Below are 21,680 nucleotides of genomic sequence, written 5' to 3'. Positions count from 1 at the left end.
TCTGACGGCAAAAAATCACATCCTACAGATTCACCCGCGTCAATTACCTGATGTCCAGATATTGCATTTCAGGCTTGAAATCGCCATGCTCACAATATTTCTTCACTATTTCCGAAGTGTATTCAGTCGAATTCAAATTAGTAGCCGTTGTCGCCTTCGTCACATAATAAATTTCTTCACTAGAGCTTACTTTTCCCACCAGATATAGATTTTCACCAAATCCATTCGAAATGTCCTGAAAAGCGCACCACCCTGATTTTATTTTCTCAACGCCCTTTTGAAGCAGCGCCACTCCATTTTTTGATGCTTTCATATTCATCTTTTTCTGAAAATCAATAGATTGAATTTTTTCCAGCTGAAAGAACATATAAAAATGATTAGTTTCCACATCAGCATATATTCTGATATTAAAGGCAGTCTTTGGTAAAAAAGCGGGAAGCCAAGAGATATATCTTTGTCCATCTTCATCCAATAGATCATAGGAAGAGAAGAAGCTCTCCTTTTCATTCTCGATTGAAGAAATAAGAAAAATAAATCCCAGAAGTGCAACCACAACGAATGATCCGAAAGATACTTTTATTATCTTCTTCATGGGCTTATGTATTCAATACTCATAAAACAAGCGCTTATTTCGCAATACCCAAGAATGAAACTCCAAAAATTCCAGTGGAGCCTCTATTACTTGCAGCCTAACTAATCTACATCCGCCACCAAAATTACCGTGACTATTGGACAATTTGACATGCATAACAGTAGCGCCCCGGCCAAAAAGAGCCATTTATTTTTGCAACAACAGCTAGTCCAACATCAGCAAAGAAAGATCTGTGCACACCCACTCCAGATTGGATGCAGTACTAAAATACTCGCTTAACTGTGTGAGTGCATTAGTTAAAAAAGACTATGGCACTTGGCACAAGTCTTCACTTCAAGGAAAGTTAAATCGCGGTAATATCTTCATCTACCCAAACAACCATATTCACCCATCGAATTATTCTTCACCATTTCTTCTCCAGAAGAAATTATTTCATTATTTTTTATAAAGAAATAAGTAAAAATACCATCGTCCATTGATTCTTTGTACGCCACATCATCCTTTAAATCACTTGAATATTTTCTCAGCTCTTCAAGAACAACTAATTTTGGCGTATATGGCGGAAATACACAAACAAAGTCGTAATCTTTATTTATATAATAATCAAAACCATCTTTTCTGAAGAAAAAATATCCATTTAGCAAGATTAAAATAATAATTACCAATTTAATCTTCATGGAGTTTTCCAGTCTTTTCTTGTATTAAGCGCACCAGAGTTCTTTCTATGATCCATACACCGCCATCATCAATACTATCTTGGAAATTATTTTTCACGATCTTTGTCAGGTGTTATTTTTTTCTCTCTCGCTCTGCTGCTTATTATTACTTCTACAAAAAATCAACACAAGAATAATTATCGGACTAATGAGCAAATAAATCGTCACCAGCATTTTTATACTTCTTGGAACCTCACAATAAACAGAGGAAAATATGCTTATTATCCAAATTGATGCATATATTGCTTTCCTTGTTGAATGCAAATATATAGATCCAACAATGCAAACCAAAAATACGAAAAATATTGCCCAAAAATAATACAACACCACATCGGTTGCAAAAGCGAAAGCCGGCATGGGTAATGCAAGAAAGAAAATCAGTCCAATCGCATCCGCAAGTAATTTTGAACGCATTGATTTCATTGCCTTTGAAATCTTTCTAAGCTTGTTCTGTAATTTTTCCTAGGTCACTATTCTCGCCCGGTTGTACTATTTCCTGGCTTACGTGATGTGCTTTATGAAGCAATCCTTATTCACCACTCCATAGCTGAAACCTCTGCGAGACGTCCCCTGTGGGTTGTATTCCTGCAGCACATTGCCACAGGGGTCCTACTGTGCGACCCAGGCCACTAACCCTCGCTGGTCGGTCAGGGCCATGGGCGTGCCCAGATGGTCGCAGTGGTAGTGATGGATGGCTACGGAGCCCTGTTACGCTCGCTCCTGCTTTTGCAGTTACTTGCGCATCTCCTGCAGCATTTTCATGGTGTGCTCGTCGTGCATACCCAACATGACCAAGCGATCTGCGCGCGTTTTGGCCCATCTTGTTATAACCCATGGGGCTGAACAATCTACGCATATCGAGACTCACTGTGACTGGTGATTTTTGTTTTCAACAATCTCTTTACTTATTAGAAAATCACCGTATGGCCATACGGTTATGGTGGTCGTTCTAATAAAATTGTTATTTCCGTCAGATCTTGAGTGTTTTGATAACTTGAAATAATGAGTTTCTTCCCCCAATGTATTTGAAACACTTATTGATGCAGGGAAAGCAGTTGGTTTAATATTCGATTCTTTTATCCTAATTACGACATTTTGACGAATTAGGCAGCGATGGCTTTGCCATCCCAATATATCTTTGACACTCAAATCATAGTCTGGATTTCCAAGCTTATTAAAAATATAAGACAAATTAAATCCCTCTATATCCGATAAATCAATTTTCATCGGTGCCATCAAGAAAATTAGCAAAGATATTATTTGAAAACCAAGCGCTGCCGCTATTATGTAAACTGCTGCTTTCATCATTTTTTTCAATCTTTTCATCTTCTATATATTTGATTTTCTTTAGGCGATACCCCATTCCATGACCAACCAGTTGAATGTGATCCGTCTTCTGAGCCTGCGCCAATGGTTGTACGACTCCCCGTCACGAATGGCACATGCCCAGTAGCGTCCCCATATAGGCATGCTACTGCAACAATATTACCAGGCTTTGTAGAAGTAACAAATTCAAATACGGGAATTGTTTTTTTGTGGATTTTCCCAATCTCCAGCAGTTGCTGGTCCTCTTGGGATAATTCCGAATCTGTAGCGCGATGGAGATTCGACATCTGCATTTTCTAGCACTTCATGAACAAAGAGATTACATTTATTTTCGACCCAAAGCCAGAAATCGAGGCGTATGAATATATTTCTTGATTTTTTATTTTTCCCCGCTGCTTTCAAAATTCTCTCTGCACACAAGCCCAAAGGATCAATGGAAATCATGGGATTTATCGCATATATACTTTTGTTTACCCCTCCGCCCAACCCGGTCGGATCCTGATTGATATAACTCTCCACCACAGGATCGTAATATCGATGCTGGTTGTAATACAGCCCCATCTCCCTGTCATGGGGCTGCCCCGGCAGTCGGATCGCCTAGTGGATGCCTTGAGGGTTGTATTCGTGCAGCACATTGCCCCATGGGCCCAGCTTCGCGGCCCATGCCACCTGGCCGGTCCGGTCCGTCGGCTGCTGAGCTGAATGGTCTTCAATCGTTGGTCTTTACTGTGCTCATGTCGCCAGCAGTCATGCAGGTACTGATTTCTGTGGGAAATTCAAAATACGCTCTAGATAGCCGGATTCGGCACCTGTACTTTTTACCTCATCCACCTTGCCATAATGGCCTTAATTTCTCCTAACGCGTAAGTACTTTGAGCTTATCGCATTAGTCATAATTTTTACCATCAAATTTATTGTGCTCGTCTGGTGCTTTTCCATCAAGACGAAAAATTCATAACATGCATTAATCGCATGAAACATCTTTGCCATTTACTCTTATAGCTCCCTCTGTGGCCGGCAGAATGCCTTCATCAGCCTGAGCCGAATATCTCCAGAATATTATTATTGGATTTTTCTTCAAAAGAGAGCAATCATTGTTTATTAATTTATTTATGTTTATTTCTCCGGATAATTCACCCCGGCAGGTATTGTTTTTAAATCTGAATTGCTCCCAATTGGGAGAAATAAGCCAATTGGCTTAAGATCTTCTGAATCAGAGTAGGCGCTAAGATTTATCCCACGAATAAGGAGGGACGATGGAAGGGAGTCTTTTCTTAATTTAATATCCTTTGATGAGTTGTTTGCAATATTTGTTTTTATTGAGTTTTTTTCTACTTTTAAGGTCAAAGAATATTCAATGATATTTAGATATTCCTTGGATTCTCCATGAGATTCATGGGGAAGGAATATCAATATTATCATCTTGACCAAATACGTTGTAAGTCTATATTTAATTCGGATAGGTGCCATGATGGACTTTCAGGAGTTCTTTTTCGTAGTTCGTATCTCTGCTTCGAATCCGTATGCGGTGCATCCAACGGGAGGATCCTTTAAAGAATTTTCCAGAATGGTTATTTCCAGTTCATGCGCTTTTCTTTCTGAGGCAAGGCGGATTTTTTATTAATTTTTACAATTTGAGATATTACTTTATTTCCTTTGCATACATCGTTATTTGATTTTAATATGTCTTCTTTGTGAGAATTTTCGTGCGCAACGGTAGTGCCGAGAGCATTCGGACACTTTCCTGCATTATTTGAGTTTATTTTCACTTCCTCATCATCACAATACACTGTGTTGAAATTGAGTGGATTATCTGGATCTGGAGAATATCTGGGATAAGTGATGCCTGATCTGACCCAATCGAGGCCCAATGGATCATAGCGTCTTATAGGGTTATTGGCCCCGTAGCTAAAGACGTTGCCCCCCCCATCAACCCAATCGGATCCTGATTGACATAACTCCCCAGCACCGGATCGTAATACCGATGCCGGTTGTAATGCAGCCCCGTTTCCCTGTCATGGTGTTGCCCCGGCAGCCGGATCGCCTGCTGCAGGCCTTGCGGGTTGTACTCCTGCAGCACATTGCCCCAGGGGTGCAGCTTCGCGGCCCAGGTCACCTGGCCGGTCTGGTCTGTCAGGGCCATTGGCGTGCCCATATGGGCACATGGATGGCAGGGAATGACGATGCGCCGTTGCCATTCTTTTCCTGCCCTTGAAGTTAAGCTGCATTTAACCGAACTTGCTTTGTGCTGTGCGCCGTGGCGCTTTTTTTATCACCAATTTTAGACGGAGCTTTCCATAGTATATTTTTTATATACTATTTCTTGAAACGGATGATGATGCAAACACTTGCTATAACAAAAATACAAGTTGATATTATTATGGAAAATTTATTATCAACAAAAGGTATTTTGAAATTAATAATGCTCTTGAAAAAAAATAGAAGAAAAACATATGCCATTGCATATACTTTATTCTTCGTACATTTGATTTTTTTACGCAATATATTGAGAATATAAAAACCAGCGTATCTACTGAAATTAAATAGATGGCAGATATATCGCCTAATGCCCAGCAGGTTGCGGGCCACATAAATGCTGTGCATGCTATGAAACTGTAATTCCTCATTTTATTTACAGGGGCAGGTGAATCCATTTATGTCGCCGGATTTAAATGCTTCCCACGCTTTCTTTGTAGCCTCAAATAGAGGGCTATCCTTACTGGGGACAATCGATTCCTTGCCTATATGAACAAGAATTTCCGCAGCACTCTCTTGTCCAGTCCACAGTTGAAAACCCGAGTGAGATGGGGACGTCGCATCTTGTATAGTGTGCAATGCCGCGCCGAAATGGAATAGTGCTGAGTCCATATCGCCAGATTTTTTGGCGTTCAGCGCTTTCTGCGCTTCATTTTTTATAAATTTATTTGTGGCGGCACATGCCTCTGCTTTGGTCTGACCGGGGCGTCGCATCGCGTGCATATGACTAAACTCCGGCGTTTGGTGCTCAGCGCTATCGGCCCACACATGACCTCTTGCGACGGCCGACAATTGTGATTGACTTATCTCTTTGCCAAAAACCAAATAACCGGCTCTTTGATGCACGTATGCGCCTTTCTGGGAAGCCCATAACCCTAATGGGTCAATTTTTTGCAATGGAATCAATGGATAGATACTTTTATTCATGCCGCCGCTTAACCCAATCGGATCCTGATTGATATAACTCCCCACCACCGGATCGTAATACCGATGCCGGTTGTAATACAGCCCCGTTTCCCTGTCATGGTGCTGCCCTGGCAGCCGGATCGCCTGGTGGATGCCTTGCGGGTTGTACTCCTGCAGCACATTGCCCCAGGGGTCCAGCTTGGCGGCCCAGGCCACCTGGCCGGTCTGGTCCGTCAGGGCCATGGGTGTGCCCAGATGGTCGCAGTGGTAGTGGTGGATGGCGATGCGGGCGTGCTGTTCTTTTTCCTGTGCCTGCAGCTTGGCCTGCATGCCGCTGAGCAGGCGGGCGGTGCCCTCGGCCTGTTCACCCAGGATCGCCTGGGCGCTGGCGGGCAGGCCGTGGTCCAGGGTGTGGCGCAGGTGCCGGGCAGCGTCTTGCTGCATGTCGCGCGGCATGGCGCTGAGCATGGTTTGCATCATGGCCAGGGCCGGCGTGTGGCTGGGGTCGTCCTGGTCGGGCAGGCCTGCGGTGATGGCTTGTACCAGCAGGTGAGGCTCGTCCTGGGGGTCACCGCTGGCCGTGGTGCTCAGGCGCACCAGGGGCGTGAAGCTGCCCGGTTCGTAGATGGTGTGTTCTATGTGGCGGGTGTCGTCGCCGCCCTGCAGGCGTTCGGTGTGGATGAGGCGGTCGCCGTCCCAGCCGTAGTAGTGGGTGCGTGTGGATTCTGTGGAGTCCGCGCTTTCGACCTGCTGCTTCAGGCGCCTGCCCAGGGCGTCGTAGGTGTAGCGGCTGTGGTGGCGCAGTTGCTCTGCGTTGCCCTGGATCTGGCTGCTGCGCACCGCTATGAGCTGGTGGGCTCCGTCGTAGTGCAGTTGCTGCTGGCTGTGGTCCGCCTGCATTTGCGCGATGCGGTTGCCGCTGGGGTCGTAGCGCCAGACGCGGTCTTCGGTGAAGCCTATGCGGTTGTCTTCCCAGCGCTGCACGGGGCCTTGCCGCTGGCCTGCGAGGTGGCCCAGGCCCATGAGGTTGAAGTCGGTGTGCCGCCAGTGCGCGTGGACCTGGGCGGCCCAGTTGTCTTGTGAGTCTGTCTGACCCGTTGCACCGGGTGCTGGCAGGCGGTTACCGGCAGGGTCGATCTGCCAGCGGGTGGTGGTCTGGGGGTCCTGGCTGTCGGTGGCCGCTCTGAGGCGCCCGGCGCTGTCGTAGCCGTAGCGCAGCAGTTGCGCGGCCTGGCCCGGGGCGCCGGCCTGTTCGATGGCGACGAGCTGGCCCAGGCTGTCGTAGTGGTAGCGGCGGCCGAGGATCTGGCCGATGAGGGGCTGGACCAGGTGGTCCCTGCCTTCCTTGCTTTGCAGGCCCGTGGTGCCCAGGGCCGTGAGGCGGCCCAGGCTGTCCCATTGGCGTTGCACCTGCAGGGGTTGTCTGCGTCTGCTGCAGAGGTGGGTGAGTGCAGGCTGCGGCGGACTTCGCGGTGCAGGTTGTCGCGTTCGAAGTCGATGAGGCTGGCTCCGTTGAGCTGCAGTCCGTGCACATGGCCTGAGCCGTAGGTGAGCCAGGCGATCTCTCCCAGGCCTTGCAGCTGGCTGTGCTGGCGTGCGCCCAGGGGGTCCAGGGTGTGGGCGATGCGGTGTTCGTATTCGATCTGCTCTGTGCCCCCGTTGCCGCCCCCGTCCTTGCCGGGGCGGTACAGCTGCTGCACTTCTGCCGTGATGCGACCCAGGGCGTCGCGCTCCAGTGCTATGCGGCTTTGCAGTTGGATGGTGTTCTCTGCGGTGTTCTCGCCAGTGTGCTGCCAGACGCTGGCCGCCGTAAGGCGCCCGGCCGCATCCCATTCGTAGCGGTGGGTTTGTGCGGGCGAATGGGCCGTGGCGGGCAGTTGGCGTTCGACCAATCTGCCGCCTTCATCCCAGCGGTAGTAGCTGCTGCTTTGCTGTGCGGCGTTGCCGTCCGTGGCTTCCATGAGCTGGCCTGCCGCATCCCAGCGGTAGCGCTGCAGCCGTTGGTCAAACCCTTCTTCCTGCACGAGCCGGTCCAGCGCGTCCCAGGCAAAGCGGCTTTGCGCTCCGTTCTCATTGACGAGGCGCAGGAGGCGGCCGGCGTTGTCGTATTCGAAGGCCAGGGTGAGGCCGCCATGTGTTCGCTGGACCAGCCTGCCCCAGAGGTCGTAGCGCAGGTGGATGCTGGGGTCGGCGGCCTGGGTTTCGCTGGAGGTGCCCGCAGGCTGGGCCGGATCGATGCGCGTGAGGTGGCCTGCGCTGTCGTAGTGGTAGCGCTCGATCTGGCCGTTGGGCAGTTCGCTGGCCACGATGCGGCCCTGGCCATCGCGCTGGTGGCGTTGGCGCTGGCCCAGGGCGTTGTCCACTTCGATGAGCGCTCCCCAGCGGTCGTAGTGGTAGTGCGTGCTGTGGCCCGAGCAGTCGGTGTAGCTGAGCAGTTGGCCCGCGTCGCTCCAGGCCAGCTGTTTGCTGCCGCCCTGGGCGTCTTCGATGCGCCGGGGGCTGTCGCAGGTGAGCGGCGCTTCCTGGGGGTCGGGGTAGTGGTAGCGCTCGGTGCTGCCGTCGGCCTGGGTGATCTGGGTGAGGCGTCCCCAGGCGTCGTATTCGTAGCCGGTGGTGGCCCCTGCGGTGTCAGTGCTTTGCAGCAGGCGGCCGGTGGCTTCGTCGTGTTCCTGCTGGGTGCTGCGCCCGTCGGGCAGTTGCACGCCGATGAGCCGGCCCTGGCCATCACGCCTGAGGTGGACGCTGCGCCCCAGCGGGTCGGTGCGCGAGGCCAGGCGGCCGAAGCTGTCGTAGGCCTGCAGCCAGCGGCTGCCGTCGGCCTTGTGGTGGGCGATGAGGCGCGACAGGCCCGCTGCGCCTTCGAAGTAGTAGGTCTCGATGCGATCCAGGCTGTCGCTGACGCGGGTGGCGGCACGCGGCTGGCCGTCCGGGCCCGGGGGCTGGGCCAGGTAGTCGAAGCGGTAGCTGAGGCCTTCCTGGTTGCTGTGCTCGATGACGCGGGCACCGGGCTGGGCGCTCTCGTAGCGGTAGCGGTGCCAGGGTCCGCTGGCATGGCGGTGGGCGCTGATGCGGTGGTGGTCCCATTCGAATTCGCGCACGAGCTGGCCTGCGCGGTCGTGGACGGTGATGAGGTCGCCTGCGCTGCTGTAGCCGTAGCGCACGAGGGCGATGGGCGCGGACAGGGGGTGCAACGGGTCCTGTGTGAGGTCCACGCCTGTGACCCGCCAGCCGTCGTCGGCGCCCCACAAACCCAGCGCATCCCTGCCGCCATGGATGCGCTGGTGCAGCAGGCGGTAGCGCCGGCCTGTGCCGTCGCTCAGCGAGACCAGGCGGCCTGCGGGCACAGCCTCTTTGCTGGCACTGTGGCCGGCCTCGGGTGTGGTGCCGTCGCTGTAGTGGTAGAGCTGGCGGCGCCCGAAGCGGTCGATCTGGGCCATGAGGCGCCAAGGGCTCTGTGCGCAATCCCGGACAGGTTCACCGGGCGCAGGACCAAAGCCCCAGAGCGTGTCGCCATCACCGCTGACCGCAAGGATGGCTTGCGGGTTGCGCACCAGTGCCTGTTCCACATGCGACCACCGAGGATTGGCGGCCCAGGGCGCTGTGCCGCCGTCCGGCTCCGTGCTGCCGCCGCGCAGCAGCCAGATGTCTTCGCTGGCACTGTGCAGCTGGCCGCCCGGCACCAGAGGCTGGTCGAAGGTGATGACGCGGCCGCTGGCGTCCAGCAGCAAGGTGGCCTCTTCCTGCAGGCGGATGCTGAGCTCCTGCAGCAGGTGCCAGCCATGGCCCAGCAGGCCGCAGGCCGCGCCGTGCTCGGGGTTGACGTAGCTGCTGTATTGGCGCTGCCAGGCCACAGGCAGCGCAGCCGAGGGCAGGGCGAAGTCCAGGTCTTGTGCGCCCAGCAGGACCTTGGCACCCAGCTGGGGGTTGACGGGGGAACTGACGGTGATGCCACCTGGGCAGACGGAGCAGGCCAGGCCCCCCTGACTACCGATGAGCACGGTGAGCGAGCCGGTGACGATCTTGCCCTTGACGACGCTGTCGGTGATACGGGCTGCGGGTTGGCCACTCATGCAGACTTCTCCTGAGTGGACTTGAGGGCGCAGTCGCACTGTATCGCTGTATCCAGGGCGGCAATTGCTTCACATTGCCTCATTCCGGGTAGATGGAAACAGTGGCGGATTCTCTGATGGCCAGGCATTTCATGAGAATGCAGTGGCTCGCCCCATGGCGTGCGAATGGCAAATGGTCGTGTCATTGTGTCAACCGTCCTACGGACGGCTCCCTCTCTCGATGAGCGGGAATCATAGACAGGCCACTGGCAATGGCGCAATTGATTTATGCGTCAGACTCTTCCTATAAATGTAAGCAAATTGATTATCTTGGATACATCAGCAATTGAATGCCGCCCCACCAATGGAAGGACATATCGATAAATTTCTCATGCCATTGGTGCAATGGGCACGAGGCGCCTGCTGACCCGCATCAAGGCGCGCCAATAAAAAAAGCCCCTGCCTCGGAAGGCAGGGGCTGTCAGGGGCCCGGGGCGCCATGCGTGACACCGCCGGGCCGGCTAGCAACGGGTTGGCGTCAGCCGGCAGCCGCCTCCGGCGAGGGCTTGGGCTGCAGGCGCTTGAGCACGCGCGGCACGATGAGCACGCAGGCCACGATGATGATCAGCGTCAGCGACATGGGGCGCTGCAGGAAGATCCACCAGCTGCCTTCGCCGATGGACACGGCATTGCGCATCTGTGCCTCGGCCAGGGGGCCCAGGATCATGCCGACCACGACGGGCGCGGTGGGGAAGTCGAAGCGGCGCATGATTACGCCCAGCACGCCGATGCCGTACAGCAGGAACAGGTCGAAGGCGCTCTGGCGCATGCCGTAGGCACCCACGGTGGCGAAGATCAGGATGCCTGCGTACAGCTGGGGACGCGGGATCTTGAGCAGCTTGACCCACAGGCCCACCATGGGCAGGTTGAGCACCAGCAGCATCAGGTTGCCGATATACAGCGAGGCGATCAGCGCCCAGACCAGGGCGGCGGACGAGCTGAACAGCTGCGGGCCGGGGTTGATGCCGTAGTTCTGGAAGGCGCCCAGCAGCACGGCCGTGGTGTTGCTGGTGGGAATGCCCAGGGTCAGCAGCGGGATCAGCGCGGCGGTCACGGTGGCGTTGTTGGCGGCCTCGGGGCCGGCCACGCCTTCGATGGCGCCCTTGGTGCCGAACTCGGCACGGTTCTCACCCTTGGCCAGCTTCTTTTCGGTGGCGTAGCTCAGGAAGGTGGGGATCTCGGTGCCGCCGGCAGGGATGCAGCCGAAGGGTGTGCCGATGACGGTGCCGCGCAGCCAGGCGGGCCACGAACGCTTCCAGTCGCGGCCGGTCATGTGCACGCGGCCCATCCTGTTTTGCGTATCGACGACCTTGCCTTCGTACATGGCGGCGTACAGCACCTCGGCCACGGCGAACAGGCCCACGGCCACGAGCACGATGTCCACGCCGTCCAGCAGTTCCATCTTGCCCATGGTGTAGCGCGCAGCGCCCGAGATCTGGTCCATGCCGATGCAGCCCAGCGCCAGCCCCAGGAACAGGGCCGTCATGCCGCGCAGCGCGCTTTGGCCGAGCACGGCACTGACGGTGGTGAAGGCCAGCACCATCAGCATGAAGTACTCGGGCGGGCCCAGCTTGACGGCAAAGTCGGCCACCGACGGCGCGAACAGCGTGACGACCACGGTGGCCACGGTGCCGGCGACGAAGGAGCCGATGGCGGAGGTGGCCAGTGCGGCGCCCGCGCGGCCGCTCTTGGCCATCTTGTTGCCCTCCATGGCCGTGACCATGCTCGCGGTCTCCCCGGGCGTGTTCAGCAGGATGGAGGTGGTGGAGCCGCCATACATGGCGCCGTAGTAGATGCCCGCGAAGAAGATCATCGAGGCGGTGACCTCGACCTTGGCGGTAATGGGCAGCAGCATGGCCACGGCCACGGCCGGGCCGATGCCGGGCAGCACGCCCACGGCCGTGCCCAGGGCGCAGCCGACCAGAGCCCACAGCAGGTTGGCGGGTGTGATGGCGGTGGCGAAGCCCGCCATCAGTGCGTCAAAGATTTCCATTACAGCCACCCCGTCTCAGTCAGGCCCGGCAGGTTGATTGCCAGGAATTGCGTGAAGGCCCAGAACACGGGCGCCGAGATGAGCAGCCCGGTGACCACGTCCTTGACCCAGGTGATGGGTGCGCCCGCCTGGGCCTGGCCGCCAGCACGGCGCAGGCCCTGCACGGCCAGCACGTAGCAGACGGTGCAGCTGACGATGAAGCCCACGGTGCCGATCAGTGCGGCGTTGACCATCAGGCCGGCCGACACCCAGACGAAGGCACCGATGTCGGCGCGTGGATGGCCGCCAGGTGCGGAGGCTTCGCGGTAGCCGCCCGTGCGCGCTTCCCAGACCAGCCAGGCGCCGCAGACCGCGAGCACCACGGCGCACAGCCAGGGCAGGAAATTGGGGCCGACGCCGCCGTAGCCGGAGTCGGATGGAATCTGCAGCGCGCCGAAGGCCAGGCCTGCAGCGACGAGCAGCACGCCAGAGCCGACGATGGTCTGCGCGCGAACCGAGGGAAAGCCGCTGGGCTCATCGGCCTGGGCGGCATCCGTGGCAAGTGGATTGGGTTGTGAGGACTCGGACATGGTCAGTTCCTGGCCGCAGCGGAACCGGCGACCGGGCCGGCCACCGCTGCAGACGTGGGGAAAAAATTAAGCCGCCGGGGCCTGCGGGCCGCTGGCGCGGCGCGCGGGCATCTTCCGCTTCTTGAAGCAGGCGCTGCGACTGGCGCCTGCCGTGGCCCGCAGGAGTGCAGGCCTGTGGCCGCACCGGCCCCGCAAGAGGCCGGTGCTGCCGTTCGATCACACCATGCCGGACTTGACCATGGTGGCGCGCAGGCTCGCGAACTCCTGGTCCACGAACTCGCCGAAGGCATCGCCGGCCAGCCACGCGGGCGTCCAGTCGTTCTTCTGCAGAGCCTCGGCCCAGGCCTTGCTCTTGGTGGCCTTCTCCAGCATGGCGACCAGCGCGTCGCGCTGGGGCTTGGTGATGCCGGGCGCGCCGTACACGCCGCGCCAGTTGCCGATCTCGACGTTGATGCCCTGCTCCTTGAGCGTGGGCACGTCCACGCCCTTCAGGCGCTGGCCCGAGGTCACGCCGATGGGCTTCATCTTGCCGGTGCTGATGTACTCGGCGAACTCGCTGAAGCCGCTGCCGCCCACGGTGACGTTGCCGCCCAGGATGGCGGAGATGGCCTCGCCGCCTCCACGGAAGGCCACGTAGTTGATCTTGGAGGGATCGACGCCGACTTCACGCGCGATCATGGCCGCCGCAATGTGCTCGGTGGAGCCGCGCGAGCCGCCGCCCCACTTGACGGAGCCCGGGTCCTTCTTGAGCTGGGCGATCACCTCGGCCATGTTCTTGAAGGGCGAGTTGGCGGGCAGCACGAACACGTTGTATTCGCTGGTCAGGCGCGCCAGCGGCGTGGCCTGCGTCAGGTTCACGGGCGGCTTGCCCGTGATGATGCCGCCCAGCATGACGGCGCCCATGACCATCATGGCGTTGGGATCGCCCTTGCTGCCGTTGACGAACTGCGCAAGACCGATGGCGCCAGCGGCGCCGCCCTTGTTGTCATAGGTGACGGAAGCAGCCTGACCAGCGTCCTGCAAAGCCTTGCCCAGGGCACGGCCCGTGGTGTCCCAGCCGCCGCCGGGGTTGGCCGGCAGCATCATCTTGACGGCGACCGCAGCCTGGGCAGACAGCGGCAGGCTGCCTGCGGCGGCCAGTGCGGCCAGCGACTTCAGAAAAGTATCACGACGCATGGTTTGACTCCTTGTGTTGTAAGGCTGTCGATGATCGGTTCGCTACCTGTCAAATGGCTGTCCAAACCCCTAGGGGAATCCCTAGATCGCTCTTGGCGCGATGGCCTGCATCGCGCCCGGTGCTAACGTGCGGGCCATGCAATTGCTGCTCGTAGAAGATGACAACGCCATGCGCACCACGCTGCAGCGCACGCTGATCCGGCGCGGCATCCAGGTGGAGACGGCGGCCGACGGCCCCTCGGCCCTGGCGCAGTGGCTGGTGCGCGAGCCCGACGCCGTGGTGCTGGATTTGAGCCTGCCCGGCCTGGACGGCCTGCAGGTGCTGGAGCGTGCGCGCGGCCAGGGCCTGCGCACGCCCGTGCTCATCCTGACTGCGCGCGGCACCGTGGGCGACCGCGTGCTGGGCCTGAACGCCGGCGCGGACGACTACCTGGCCAAGCCCTTCGACCTCGACGAGCTGGAGGCCCGGCTGCGCGCCCTGCTGCGCCGCAGCAGCGACAGCTTCGCGCCCAAGCCACCGCCCGAGACCATTGCCATGGGCGCGCTGCGCTACGACAAGACCAGCGGCGCCATCCACCGCGATGGAGAGATCATGGAGCTGACGCCCCGCGAGCTCGCCCTGATGCACGCCCTGCTCGCGCGCCCCGGCCATGCCGTGGCCAAGGAACGGCTGTTCGCGCTGGTGTTTCCCGGCGAGTCCGACGTGCAGTACGAGGCAGTGGAAGTGGTCGCCTACCGGCTGCGCAAGAAGCTGTCGGGCACGGGCGTGCAACTGGTTACGCTGCGCGGCCTGGGCTATCTGCTCAAGGCCGAGTCGGCCTGACGCATTGCCGCATTCCTGCACCGCAAGCCCATGCGCGACCCCGGTCTTCCCCTTCCCGCCCCCGCCCGCGCGCGCCAGCCCTGGTCGCTGCGCCGCCAGCTGCTGACGGGCATTCTCGTCCCCGTCATTCTGTTCATTGGCTTCAATACCTGGAGCCTGTACCACCAGACGCTGGCTGCGCTGAACACGGCCTATGACCGCACGCTGCTGGCATCGGCCAAGAGCATCAGCGAGCAGCTGGATGTGACGGGCTATGACGAGTCCGCCCAGTTGCATGCCATCGTTCCCTACTCGGCGCTGGAGATCTTCGAGGCCGACAACCAGAGCCGCATGTTCTACCGCGTCTCCACGCTGGACGGGGAAATGGTGTCGGGCTTTGGCGAGCTGCCCATGTGGCACGGCGTCATCCCCCAGCGCCCGCCCTACGCGGCCCTGGTCGATTTCTATGACGCCCAGTTCCGCGGCCGGCCCGTGCGCATGGCCGTGCTGCTGCAGCCCGTGGCCAGCGCCAAGGGGCGCGGCATGGCCGTGATCCAGGTGGCCGAGACGCTGGAGCTGCGCGAGACCCTGGCCCTGCAGATCCTGCGCACCACGCTGGCACGCCAGGCACTGCTGGTGGCTGCCGTGGCGCTGATCGTGATCTTTGTGGTGCAGCGGGCAACGCAGCCCGTGCGCCAGCTCAGCAGCGACCTGCGCTCGCGCCCGCGCGGCGACCTGAGCCCGCTGTCGGCCCCCGCTGCGCCGCGTGAATTGCAGCCCCTGCTGGAGGCCATCAACCAGCTCATGCTGCGGCTGCGACAGCTGCTGTCGGACCAGAAGCGCTTTGTGCGCGATGCATCGCACCAATTGCGCACACCACTGGCCGTGCTCAAGGCCCAGCTGCAGTCGGCCCAGCGCGGCGATGTGCCGGCCGAGCAGGCCTTCGAGGAAATCGGCGCCACCGTGGACCGCGCCACGCGGCTGGCCAACCAGATGCTGGCGCTGGCCAAGGTCGAGCAGTTGCGCCAGGAAGACAGCGCCGAGCCGGCGTCGCCCGCCCCCAGCCTGCTGGACGAAGTGGTGCGCGACGTGGCCATCGAACTGTCGCCGCTGATTGCCGAGCAGGACATCGACTTCTCCATAGACACCGAGCCCTGCCCCGTGCCGGCCCATGAATGGATGCTGCGCGAACTCACGCGCAACCTGCTGCACAACGCCATACGCCACATGCCTGCGGCCGGCAGCCTGCACATCAGCGTGCACCAGGCCGGCAGCCAGGCCGTGCTCAGCCTGCGCGACAGCGGGCCGGGCATAGACAGCGATCTGGCCCAGCGGCTGTTCCAGCCGTTCTCGGCCGGCAATGCGCGCAGCGGCTCGGGCCTGGGGCTGGCCATCTGCCACGAGATCGTGCAGACGCTGGGCGGCGCCATCGAACTGCGCAACATCTACCGGCAAGGCCTGGTCTGCGGATTGCATGCGCACGTGGCGATTCCGCTGCAACCGGCCACTGGCAAGCACCCCGCGCCGCGCGCACAATAACGCCATGACCGATATCGAATCCATGCGTCTGGACAAATGGCTGTGGTGCGCGCGTTTCTACAAGACGCGCAGCCTGGCGGTAGAAGAGATCGGCAAGGGCCGCATCACCGTCAACGGAGCCCTGGTCAAGCCCGCGCGCGAGGTGCGCTGCGGCGACACCGTGGTGCTGCGCCAGGGCCAGATTCCGCGCACCGTGGTCATTCGTGGCCTGTCCGGCATGCGCGGCCCCGCGCCCGTGGCCCAGGCCCTGTACGAAGAAACCGCCGCAAGCCTGGCCGAGCGGGAGCGCCTGGCCGAGCAGCGCCGGCTGGCGCCCGAGCCCGCCAGCAGCATTGCCGACCAGCACGACGGCCGCCCCACCAAGCGTGACCGCCGCCAGATCGACCAGGTGCGCGAGCGCGGCAACTGGGACAGCCGCTGGAGCGCATCCATCGACGACCTGGACCGGCGCTGAATCCCGCGGCCCTGCCCGCCTCACGCCTCTTCCAGCAAAAAGGCCATGCGCAACCGCTGCGCATGGCCTTTTCTCATGGGTTTGCGGGCGCAGACCCCTGCGGCGTTCAGACCACCTGGTCCTCGGCCGGTGCGTCGTCCCCCTGCGCACGCGGCAGGATGAGGTTCATGACCATGGCGGCCATGGCCCCACGGTCACGGCCGAGCCCAGCAGGTACTGCAGCATGTCCGGCAGGGTCTGGACCCAGTCCTTGGGGGCCAGCGTGGCGAAGAAGGAGCAGATGATGGGCACGCCCACCACCAGCATGGCGCGCTCATCCAGGCGCACATGGCGCAGGATGCGGATGCCCGCCATGGCAATGGTCACGCAGACCACGGCGAACATGCCGCCGATCACGGGCGAGGGAATGGCCGCAATCAGCGCCGAGAACTTGCCCAGAAAGCCCAGGCAGGCCAGCACCAGGCCGGCCGCAATGAAAACCATGCGGCTGGCCACGCCGGTGATCGAGATCACGCCGGCGTTGGTGGAGTAGCCGGTGACCGGCGTGGCGCCGATGAGTGCGGCCACGCTACAGCTCAGGCCCTCTCCCACGGCGCCACGGTCGAGCTGGCGGCTGGTGATGGGCTGGTTGATCACGGCCGAGACCGCAAACCAGGTGCCCGTGGTTTCCGCCATGACCACCAGATAGATCACGACAAAGGTCAGCACGGCAGGCAGGCTGAACTGCAGCGGGTAGTCGATGCCGGCCAGCTTGGGCAGCGTAAGCCAGGGCGCATCCGCAACCGGCTGCCAGGCGAACAGGCCCATGGCCCAGGCCACGGCCGTGCCGCCTGCCAGCGCGATGATCACCGACGACAGGCGCATCCAGCGGCCCAGCCGGTTGTCAAAGCGCAGGCCCAGCATCATGGCCGCGATCAGCAGCGCCGCCGACACCGAAGCCAGGGCAATGGACTGGTTAACCGTCATGCCGCCATGCACCGAGAACACGTTGGCGCTGAGCGCAATCGGCAGCAGCGACAGCCCCACCACGAGGATGATGGTGCCGCCGACGATGGGCGGCACCAGCCAGCGGATCACGCGGTGGAACCAGCCCAGCGCCCCCAGCGCAATGACGATCAGCGCTCCCGGAATCAGCGCGCCATAGACCGCTCCCATGCCGCCGAAGCCACCGCCCGCGCCAAAGGCCACGGCCAGGATGGCACCCAGGGGAATGTAGGAAGGCCCTTGCGCGACAGGCATGCGCATGCACCAGGCGGTCTGGATCAGCGTGCCCACGCCTGCGGCAAGAAAGGTGGACTGGATCATGGACGCCGCATCGGCTTGCGACAGCGCCAGGGCCGAGGCAATGATGAAGGGCACGACATACACGTCCATGGCCATCACATGCTGCAGGCCCAGCAACAGGGCCTGTGACAGCGAGACGCGGTCGTCGGGGCGGGCGATCAGGCGCCCTTCGTAGGAGGAGGTCGGTTCGGTCATGGGACGGAAAAATGCGGAAAACGGCCGCAGCGCAAAGACTGCGGCGCTCAGACAGCAGTGACAGCGCCGACAGCGCCGGCGGCCTGGCGCCGGTGCACGCACTCGCCCTGCACCCAGGTGCTGGCCACATTGGCGCGCGTGGCGTGGTGGATGATCTTTTGCAGAATGTCGGCCGGGCCATCCGCGCCGGGCCAGATCTGGACATTGGAGTCAGGCCCCTGGCAGTCGATGGCCAGGGCGTCCATGGCGTGGCCGGGCTCGATCCGGCCAATGGGCAGGTCCAGCGCGTCGCCCCCCGCCGCCGTGGCCAGCCACAGCGCAAAGACGTGGTCGATGCGGGCCTGCACGCCCTGCCCCGCCCTGCCGCGCTGCGAAGCGCCCAGGGCCGGGTCCACCCCCTCATGCAAGGCCAGCGAGGCCGTCATGGCGTGGCGGCAGGCATCGAACATGCTGGGGCTGTAGCCGCCCGAGATGTCCGTGGCCAACCCCATGCCCAGGCCCTGCTCACGGCCGCTGCGAGCCGGGAAAACGCTGTTGGCGAAATAGAAGTTGGACAGAGGGCAGTGCGCTACCGAGGCGCCCGTGCGCGCCATCAGCGCCACGTCATCGGCCGTGAGGAAGTTGGCATGGGCCACGACCGTGCGGCGCGTGAGCAGGCCGAAATCATGCAGCGCATGCGCATCGGTGCGGCCCTGGCGTTCCAGCACATGGGCATGCGCCCAGTCGCTCTCGGAGCAATGGGTTTGCACATGGGCGCCGGTGCGTCCAGCCAGGTCGCCCAGGCCGCGCAGCAGCTCGTCGGTGCATGAAGGAATGAAGCGCGGCGTGATCACCGGCAGCACGCGCTGCTGCGCGTTGTCCGGATGCTGGCGCAGCCAGTCGATGAAGCGCGCCGTCTCGGCAATGCCTTCGGCGGCGCTGGCGTCCTTGTAGTACGGGGGGCATTGCGACGGCTCGTCCATCGCCACCTTGCCCACCAGGGCGCGCTGGCCCAGGGCCAGGCAGCGTTCGGCCAGCACCTGGTTGCCCACAGCGTGGATGGTGCCGAAGTACATGGCCGTCGTCGTGCCATTGGCCAGCAGCGTGCGCACCACGCTGTCGTAGACCGAAGTGGCAAAGCCGGCATCGCCGTAGCGCGCTTCCAGGGGAAAGGTGTACTCCTGCAGCCAGGTTTCCAGCGGCACATCCAGGGCCTTGCCGCTTTGCGGCCATTGCGGTGCATGCACATGCAGGTCCACCATGCCGGGCAAAAGGTACTGGCCTTCCGGCAGGCGCTGCAGCGTGCCTGCGGCCGCATGCGCGGCCTCCAGAGCGGCGCGGCGGGGATCACCGTGCTCCAGCACCGCATCGATCATGCCGCGGCCATCCACCACGATCAACACGTCCTGCTGGATGCGCAGCGCATCCGGCACGGGCGCATCGAAAGCAGTACACAACAGGGCCCAGCCCCGGCCAGGGTCAGCGCAATTCATCATGGAAACGCGGGTCCCTGCCTCACTTGGCCTTGAGCTTGGCCAGGTCCTCGGCCGTCAGCCATCGCCACTGGCCCGGCTGCAGGTCCTCGGTGAGCTCCAGCTCGCCGATCTTCCAGCGATGCAGGCCCTCGACGCGGTTGCCAGCGGCCGCGATCATGCGCTTGACCTGGTGGTACTTGCCTTCGGTCAGCGTGAGGTCCAGCACATGCTCGCTCACCTGCTCGCAGGCAGCGGCCTTGACGGGCTTGGGGTCATCGTCGAGCACCACGCCGTCGAGCAGGCGCTGCACCTGGCCGGCATCGACCGGATGCTTGGTGGTCACGCGATAGATCTTGGGCACATGCTTCTTGGGCGAGCTCATGCGGTGGATGAACTGACCGTCATCGCTGAGCAGCAGCAGGCCCGTCGTGTCCTGGTCCAGCCGCCCCACGGCCTGCACGCCCTGCACGGCACCCTTGTTCGGGCGCAGCCGCAGCGGCAAGGGCAAAAGCGAGTAAATGCTCGGATAGGTCGACGGTTTTTGCGAGCACTCCGTGCCCGCAGGCTTGTGCAGCAGCACATAGCCCAGCGCGTGATAGGCCCACTCCACGCCCTGCACGCGATAGCGCAGGCCTTCAGGATCGATGTCCTGCGTGGAGTCGAGGCAACGCACCCAGTCATTGGCCTCGGTGTCCCACAGTTCCACCCAGCCCTGCTGGACCAGTCCGGAACACACGCGGCGGATGCCGAACCCTTGGGAATACAGAATGTCTTGCAGTTGCATGTTCATCTTTCAAGCCGTCTGCGCCCACCATGGCGCACGCACATCGCGCAGGCGACGATACAAGTACTTCTGCGCAAACAAGCAAAAAACCCCGTAGCTTTGGGCTACGGGGTTTCTTGGGCTGTAAGAGCCTGACGATGACCTACTTTCACACGGGAACCCGCACTATCATCGGCGCAAAGTCGTTTCACTGTCCTGTTCGGGATGGGAAGGAGTGGTACCAACTTGCTATGGTCATCAGGCATAACTTGTTGTCATGCTGCTCATGGAGCAACACAACGAATTCATAGAGTCTGTAATCAGCTTTGTATTTTGACTGCGCCTTACTTGGCATAACCACCTTGATGATCACTTCATCAAAGTTATAGGGTCAAGCCTCACGAGCAATTAGTATCAGTTAGCTTAACGCATTACTGCGCTTCCACACCTGACCTATCAACGTCCTGGTCTTGAACGACTCTTCAGGGGGCTCAAGGCCCCGGCAGATCTCATCTTGAAACGAGTTTCCCGCTTAGATGCTTTCAGCGGTTATCTCTTCCACACTTAGCTACTCGGCAATGCCACTGGCGTGACAACCGATACACCAGAGGTGTGTCCACTCCGGTCCTCTCGTACTAGGAGCAGGCTTCCTCAAATCTGCAGCGCCCACGGAAGATAGGGACCAAACTGTCTCACGACGTTTTAAACCCAGCTCACGTACCTCTTTAAATGGCGAACAGCCATACCCTTGGGACCGACTACAGCCCCAGGATGAGATGAGCCGACATCGAGGTGCCAAACACCGCCGTCGATATGAACTCTTGGGCGGTATCAGCCTGTTATCCCCAGAGTACCTTTTATCCGTTGAGCGATGGCCCTTCCATACAGAACCACCGGATCACTATGTCCTGCTTTCGCATCTGCTCGACTTGTCAGTCTCGCAGTTAAGCACGCTTATGCCATTGCACTATCGTCACGATGTCCGACCGTAACTAGCGTACCTTCGAACTCCTCCGTTACGCTTTGGGAGGAGACCGCCCCAGTCAAACTGCCTACCATGCACTGTCCCCGATCCCGATAAGGGACCTGGGTTAGAACCTCAAACGCACCAGGGTGGTATTTCAACGTCGGCTCCATGAGAACTAGCGTCCTCACTTCAAAGCCTCCCACCTATCCTACACAGATCCGTTCAAAATCCAATACAAAGCTACAGTAAAGGTTCATGGGGTCTTTCCGTCTTTCCGCGGGGAGATTGCATCATCACAAACATTTCAACTTCGCTGAGTCTCTGGAGGAGACAGTGTGGCCATCGTTACGCCATTCGTGCAGGTCGGAACTTACCCGACAAGGAATTTCGCTACCTTAGGACCGTTATAGTTACGGCCGCCGTTTACTGGGACTTCAATCAAGAGCTTGCACCCCATCATTTAATCTTCCAGCACCGGGCAGGCGTCACACCCTATACGTCCACTTTCGTGTTTGCAGAGTGCTGTGTTTTTATTAAACAGTCGCAGCCACCGATTTTTTGCAACCGCTTTGGGCTCCC

The 21,680-nt window shown here is 59.4% G+C and carries 16 protein-coding genes, 2 rRNA genes and 2 pseudogenes (1 of these 20 running past the window's edge); 3 read left to right on the top strand and 17 right to left on the bottom strand.

The genetic code is table 11. From position 1 onward, the window contains the following. Nucleotides 1–43: 43 nt before the first annotated feature. The 12 genes and pseudogenes from CLV01_RS28685 to CLV01_RS12065 all read right to left on the bottom strand — a co-directional run bounded on the left by CLV01_RS28685 (nt 44) and on the right by CLV01_RS12065 (nt 13,643). Entirely contained in the window at nt 44–592 is a 549-nt protein-coding gene (locus CLV01_RS28685; protein WP_143290077.1) for a hypothetical protein, read from the bottom strand. 362 nt (nt 593–954) lie between these two features. Next, nucleotides 955–1,269, bottom strand: coding sequence for a hypothetical protein (locus CLV01_RS28680; RefSeq protein WP_139093465.1), 315 nt, complete (start codon nt 1,267–1,269; stop codon nt 955–957). A 105-nt stretch (nt 1,270–1,374) separates the two neighbouring features. Next, the gene (locus tag CLV01_RS28675) at nt 1,375–1,731 is read right to left on the bottom strand and encodes a hypothetical protein (protein WP_143290078.1); all 357 of its coding nucleotides are present in this window, start codon (nt 1,729–1,731) and stop codon (nt 1,375–1,377) included. 186 nt (nt 1,732–1,917) lie between these two features. Continuing rightward, nucleotides 1,918–2,001: an RHS domain-containing protein gene (locus CLV01_RS29895; protein ID WP_071957083.1), complete on the bottom strand. Its 84-nt coding sequence runs from the start codon at nt 1,999–2,001 to the stop codon at nt 1,918–1,920. Nucleotides 2,002–2,172: 171 nt separating this feature from the next. After that, complete coding sequence (locus CLV01_RS28665; protein WP_143290079.1) at nt 2,173–2,634, bottom strand: hypothetical protein; 462 nt, start codon at nt 2,632–2,634, stop codon at nt 2,173–2,175. 186 nt (nt 2,635–2,820) lie between these two features. Then, nucleotides 2,821–3,195, bottom strand: coding sequence for an RHS repeat-associated core domain-containing protein (locus tag CLV01_RS29520; RefSeq protein ID WP_257221269.1), 375 nt, complete (start codon nt 3,193–3,195; stop codon nt 2,821–2,823). Between the two features lie 36 nt (nt 3,196–3,231). Then, complete coding sequence (locus tag CLV01_RS29515) at nt 3,232–3,303, bottom strand: hypothetical protein (protein WP_232245331.1); 72 nt, start codon at nt 3,301–3,303, stop codon at nt 3,232–3,234. Between the two features lie 1,178 nt (nt 3,304–4,481). Continuing rightward, nucleotides 4,482–4,837: pseudogene (locus CLV01_RS12085) on the bottom strand (RHS repeat-associated core domain-containing protein); the annotation flags it as partial. Nucleotides 4,838–5,760: 923 nt separating this feature from the next. Further along, nucleotides 5,761–9,866: pseudogene (locus tag CLV01_RS12080) on the bottom strand (RHS repeat-associated core domain-containing protein); the annotation flags it as partial. A 517-nt stretch (nt 9,867–10,383) separates the two neighbouring features. Then, complete coding sequence (locus CLV01_RS12075) at nt 10,384–11,898, bottom strand: tripartite tricarboxylate transporter permease (RefSeq protein WP_012204439.1); 1,515 nt, start codon at nt 11,896–11,898, stop codon at nt 10,384–10,386. Then, nucleotides 11,898–12,467 carry a tripartite tricarboxylate transporter TctB family protein gene (locus CLV01_RS12070; RefSeq protein WP_043819577.1) on the bottom strand — a complete coding sequence of 190 codons (570 nt, stop codon included), beginning with the start codon at nt 12,465–12,467 and terminating at the stop codon, nt 11,898–11,900. The genes CLV01_RS12075 and CLV01_RS12070 overlap by 1 nt, the downstream gene beginning before the upstream one ends. 216 nt (nt 12,468–12,683) lie before the next feature. After that, nucleotides 12,684–13,643 carry a Bug family tripartite tricarboxylate transporter substrate binding protein gene (locus CLV01_RS12065; RefSeq protein WP_013803365.1) on the bottom strand — a complete coding sequence of 320 codons (960 nt, stop codon included), beginning with the start codon at nt 13,641–13,643 and terminating at the stop codon, nt 12,684–12,686. 100 nt (nt 13,644–13,743) lie between these two features. Between CLV01_RS12065 and CLV01_RS12060 the strand changes: the two genes are divergently transcribed. The 3 genes from CLV01_RS12060 to CLV01_RS12050 are packed head-to-tail and all read left to right on the top strand — an operon-like array spanning nt 13,744 to nt 16,438. After that, a complete protein-coding gene (locus CLV01_RS12060) occupies nt 13,744–14,466 on the top strand; it encodes a response regulator transcription factor (protein WP_012204436.1) in 723 nt (240 codons plus the stop codon). Between the two features lie 30 nt (nt 14,467–14,496). Then, a complete protein-coding gene (locus CLV01_RS12055) occupies nt 14,497–15,984 on the top strand; it encodes a sensor histidine kinase (RefSeq protein WP_013803366.1) in 1,488 nt (495 codons plus the stop codon). Nucleotides 15,985–15,988: 4 nt separating this feature from the next. Continuing rightward, on the top strand, nt 15,989–16,438 hold the full coding sequence (locus tag CLV01_RS12050; RefSeq protein ID WP_013803367.1) for an RNA-binding S4 domain-containing protein: 450 nt from the start codon (nt 15,989–15,991) through the stop codon (nt 16,436–16,438). 165 nt (nt 16,439–16,603) lie between these two features. Here CLV01_RS12050 and CLV01_RS12045 read toward each other — a convergent pair whose 3' ends face one another. The 5 genes from CLV01_RS12045 to CLV01_RS12025 form a co-directional block, all read right to left on the bottom strand. Continuing rightward, on the bottom strand, nt 16,604–17,917 hold the full coding sequence (locus tag CLV01_RS12045) for a uracil-xanthine permease family protein (RefSeq protein ID WP_257221267.1): 1,314 nt from the start codon (nt 17,915–17,917) through the stop codon (nt 16,604–16,606). A 47-nt stretch (nt 17,918–17,964) separates the two neighbouring features. Then, nucleotides 17,965–19,392 (bottom strand): guanine deaminase, encoded by a 1,428-nt coding sequence (gene guaD / locus CLV01_RS12040; RefSeq protein WP_099734217.1) that lies wholly within the window; start codon nt 19,390–19,392, stop codon nt 17,965–17,967. A gap of 19 nt (nt 19,393–19,411) precedes the next feature. Beyond that, complete coding sequence (locus CLV01_RS12035) at nt 19,412–20,155, bottom strand: 16S rRNA pseudouridine(516) synthase (protein WP_099735173.1); 744 nt, start codon at nt 20,153–20,155, stop codon at nt 19,412–19,414. A 129-nt stretch (nt 20,156–20,284) separates the two neighbouring features. Continuing rightward, nucleotides 20,285–20,397: ribosomal RNA gene (gene rrf / locus CLV01_RS12030) — 5S ribosomal RNA — on the bottom strand. Between the two features lie 124 nt (nt 20,398–20,521). After that, nucleotides 20,522–21,680, bottom strand: a 23S ribosomal RNA gene (locus CLV01_RS12025); it runs 1,716 nt beyond the window's last position.

The organism is Delftia sp. 60 (assembly GCF_002754395.1).
Lineage (GTDB): Bacteria > Pseudomonadota > Gammaproteobacteria > Burkholderiales > Burkholderiaceae_C > Comamonas > Comamonas acidovorans.
This window is presented reverse-complemented; position numbering and strand designations above follow the sequence as displayed.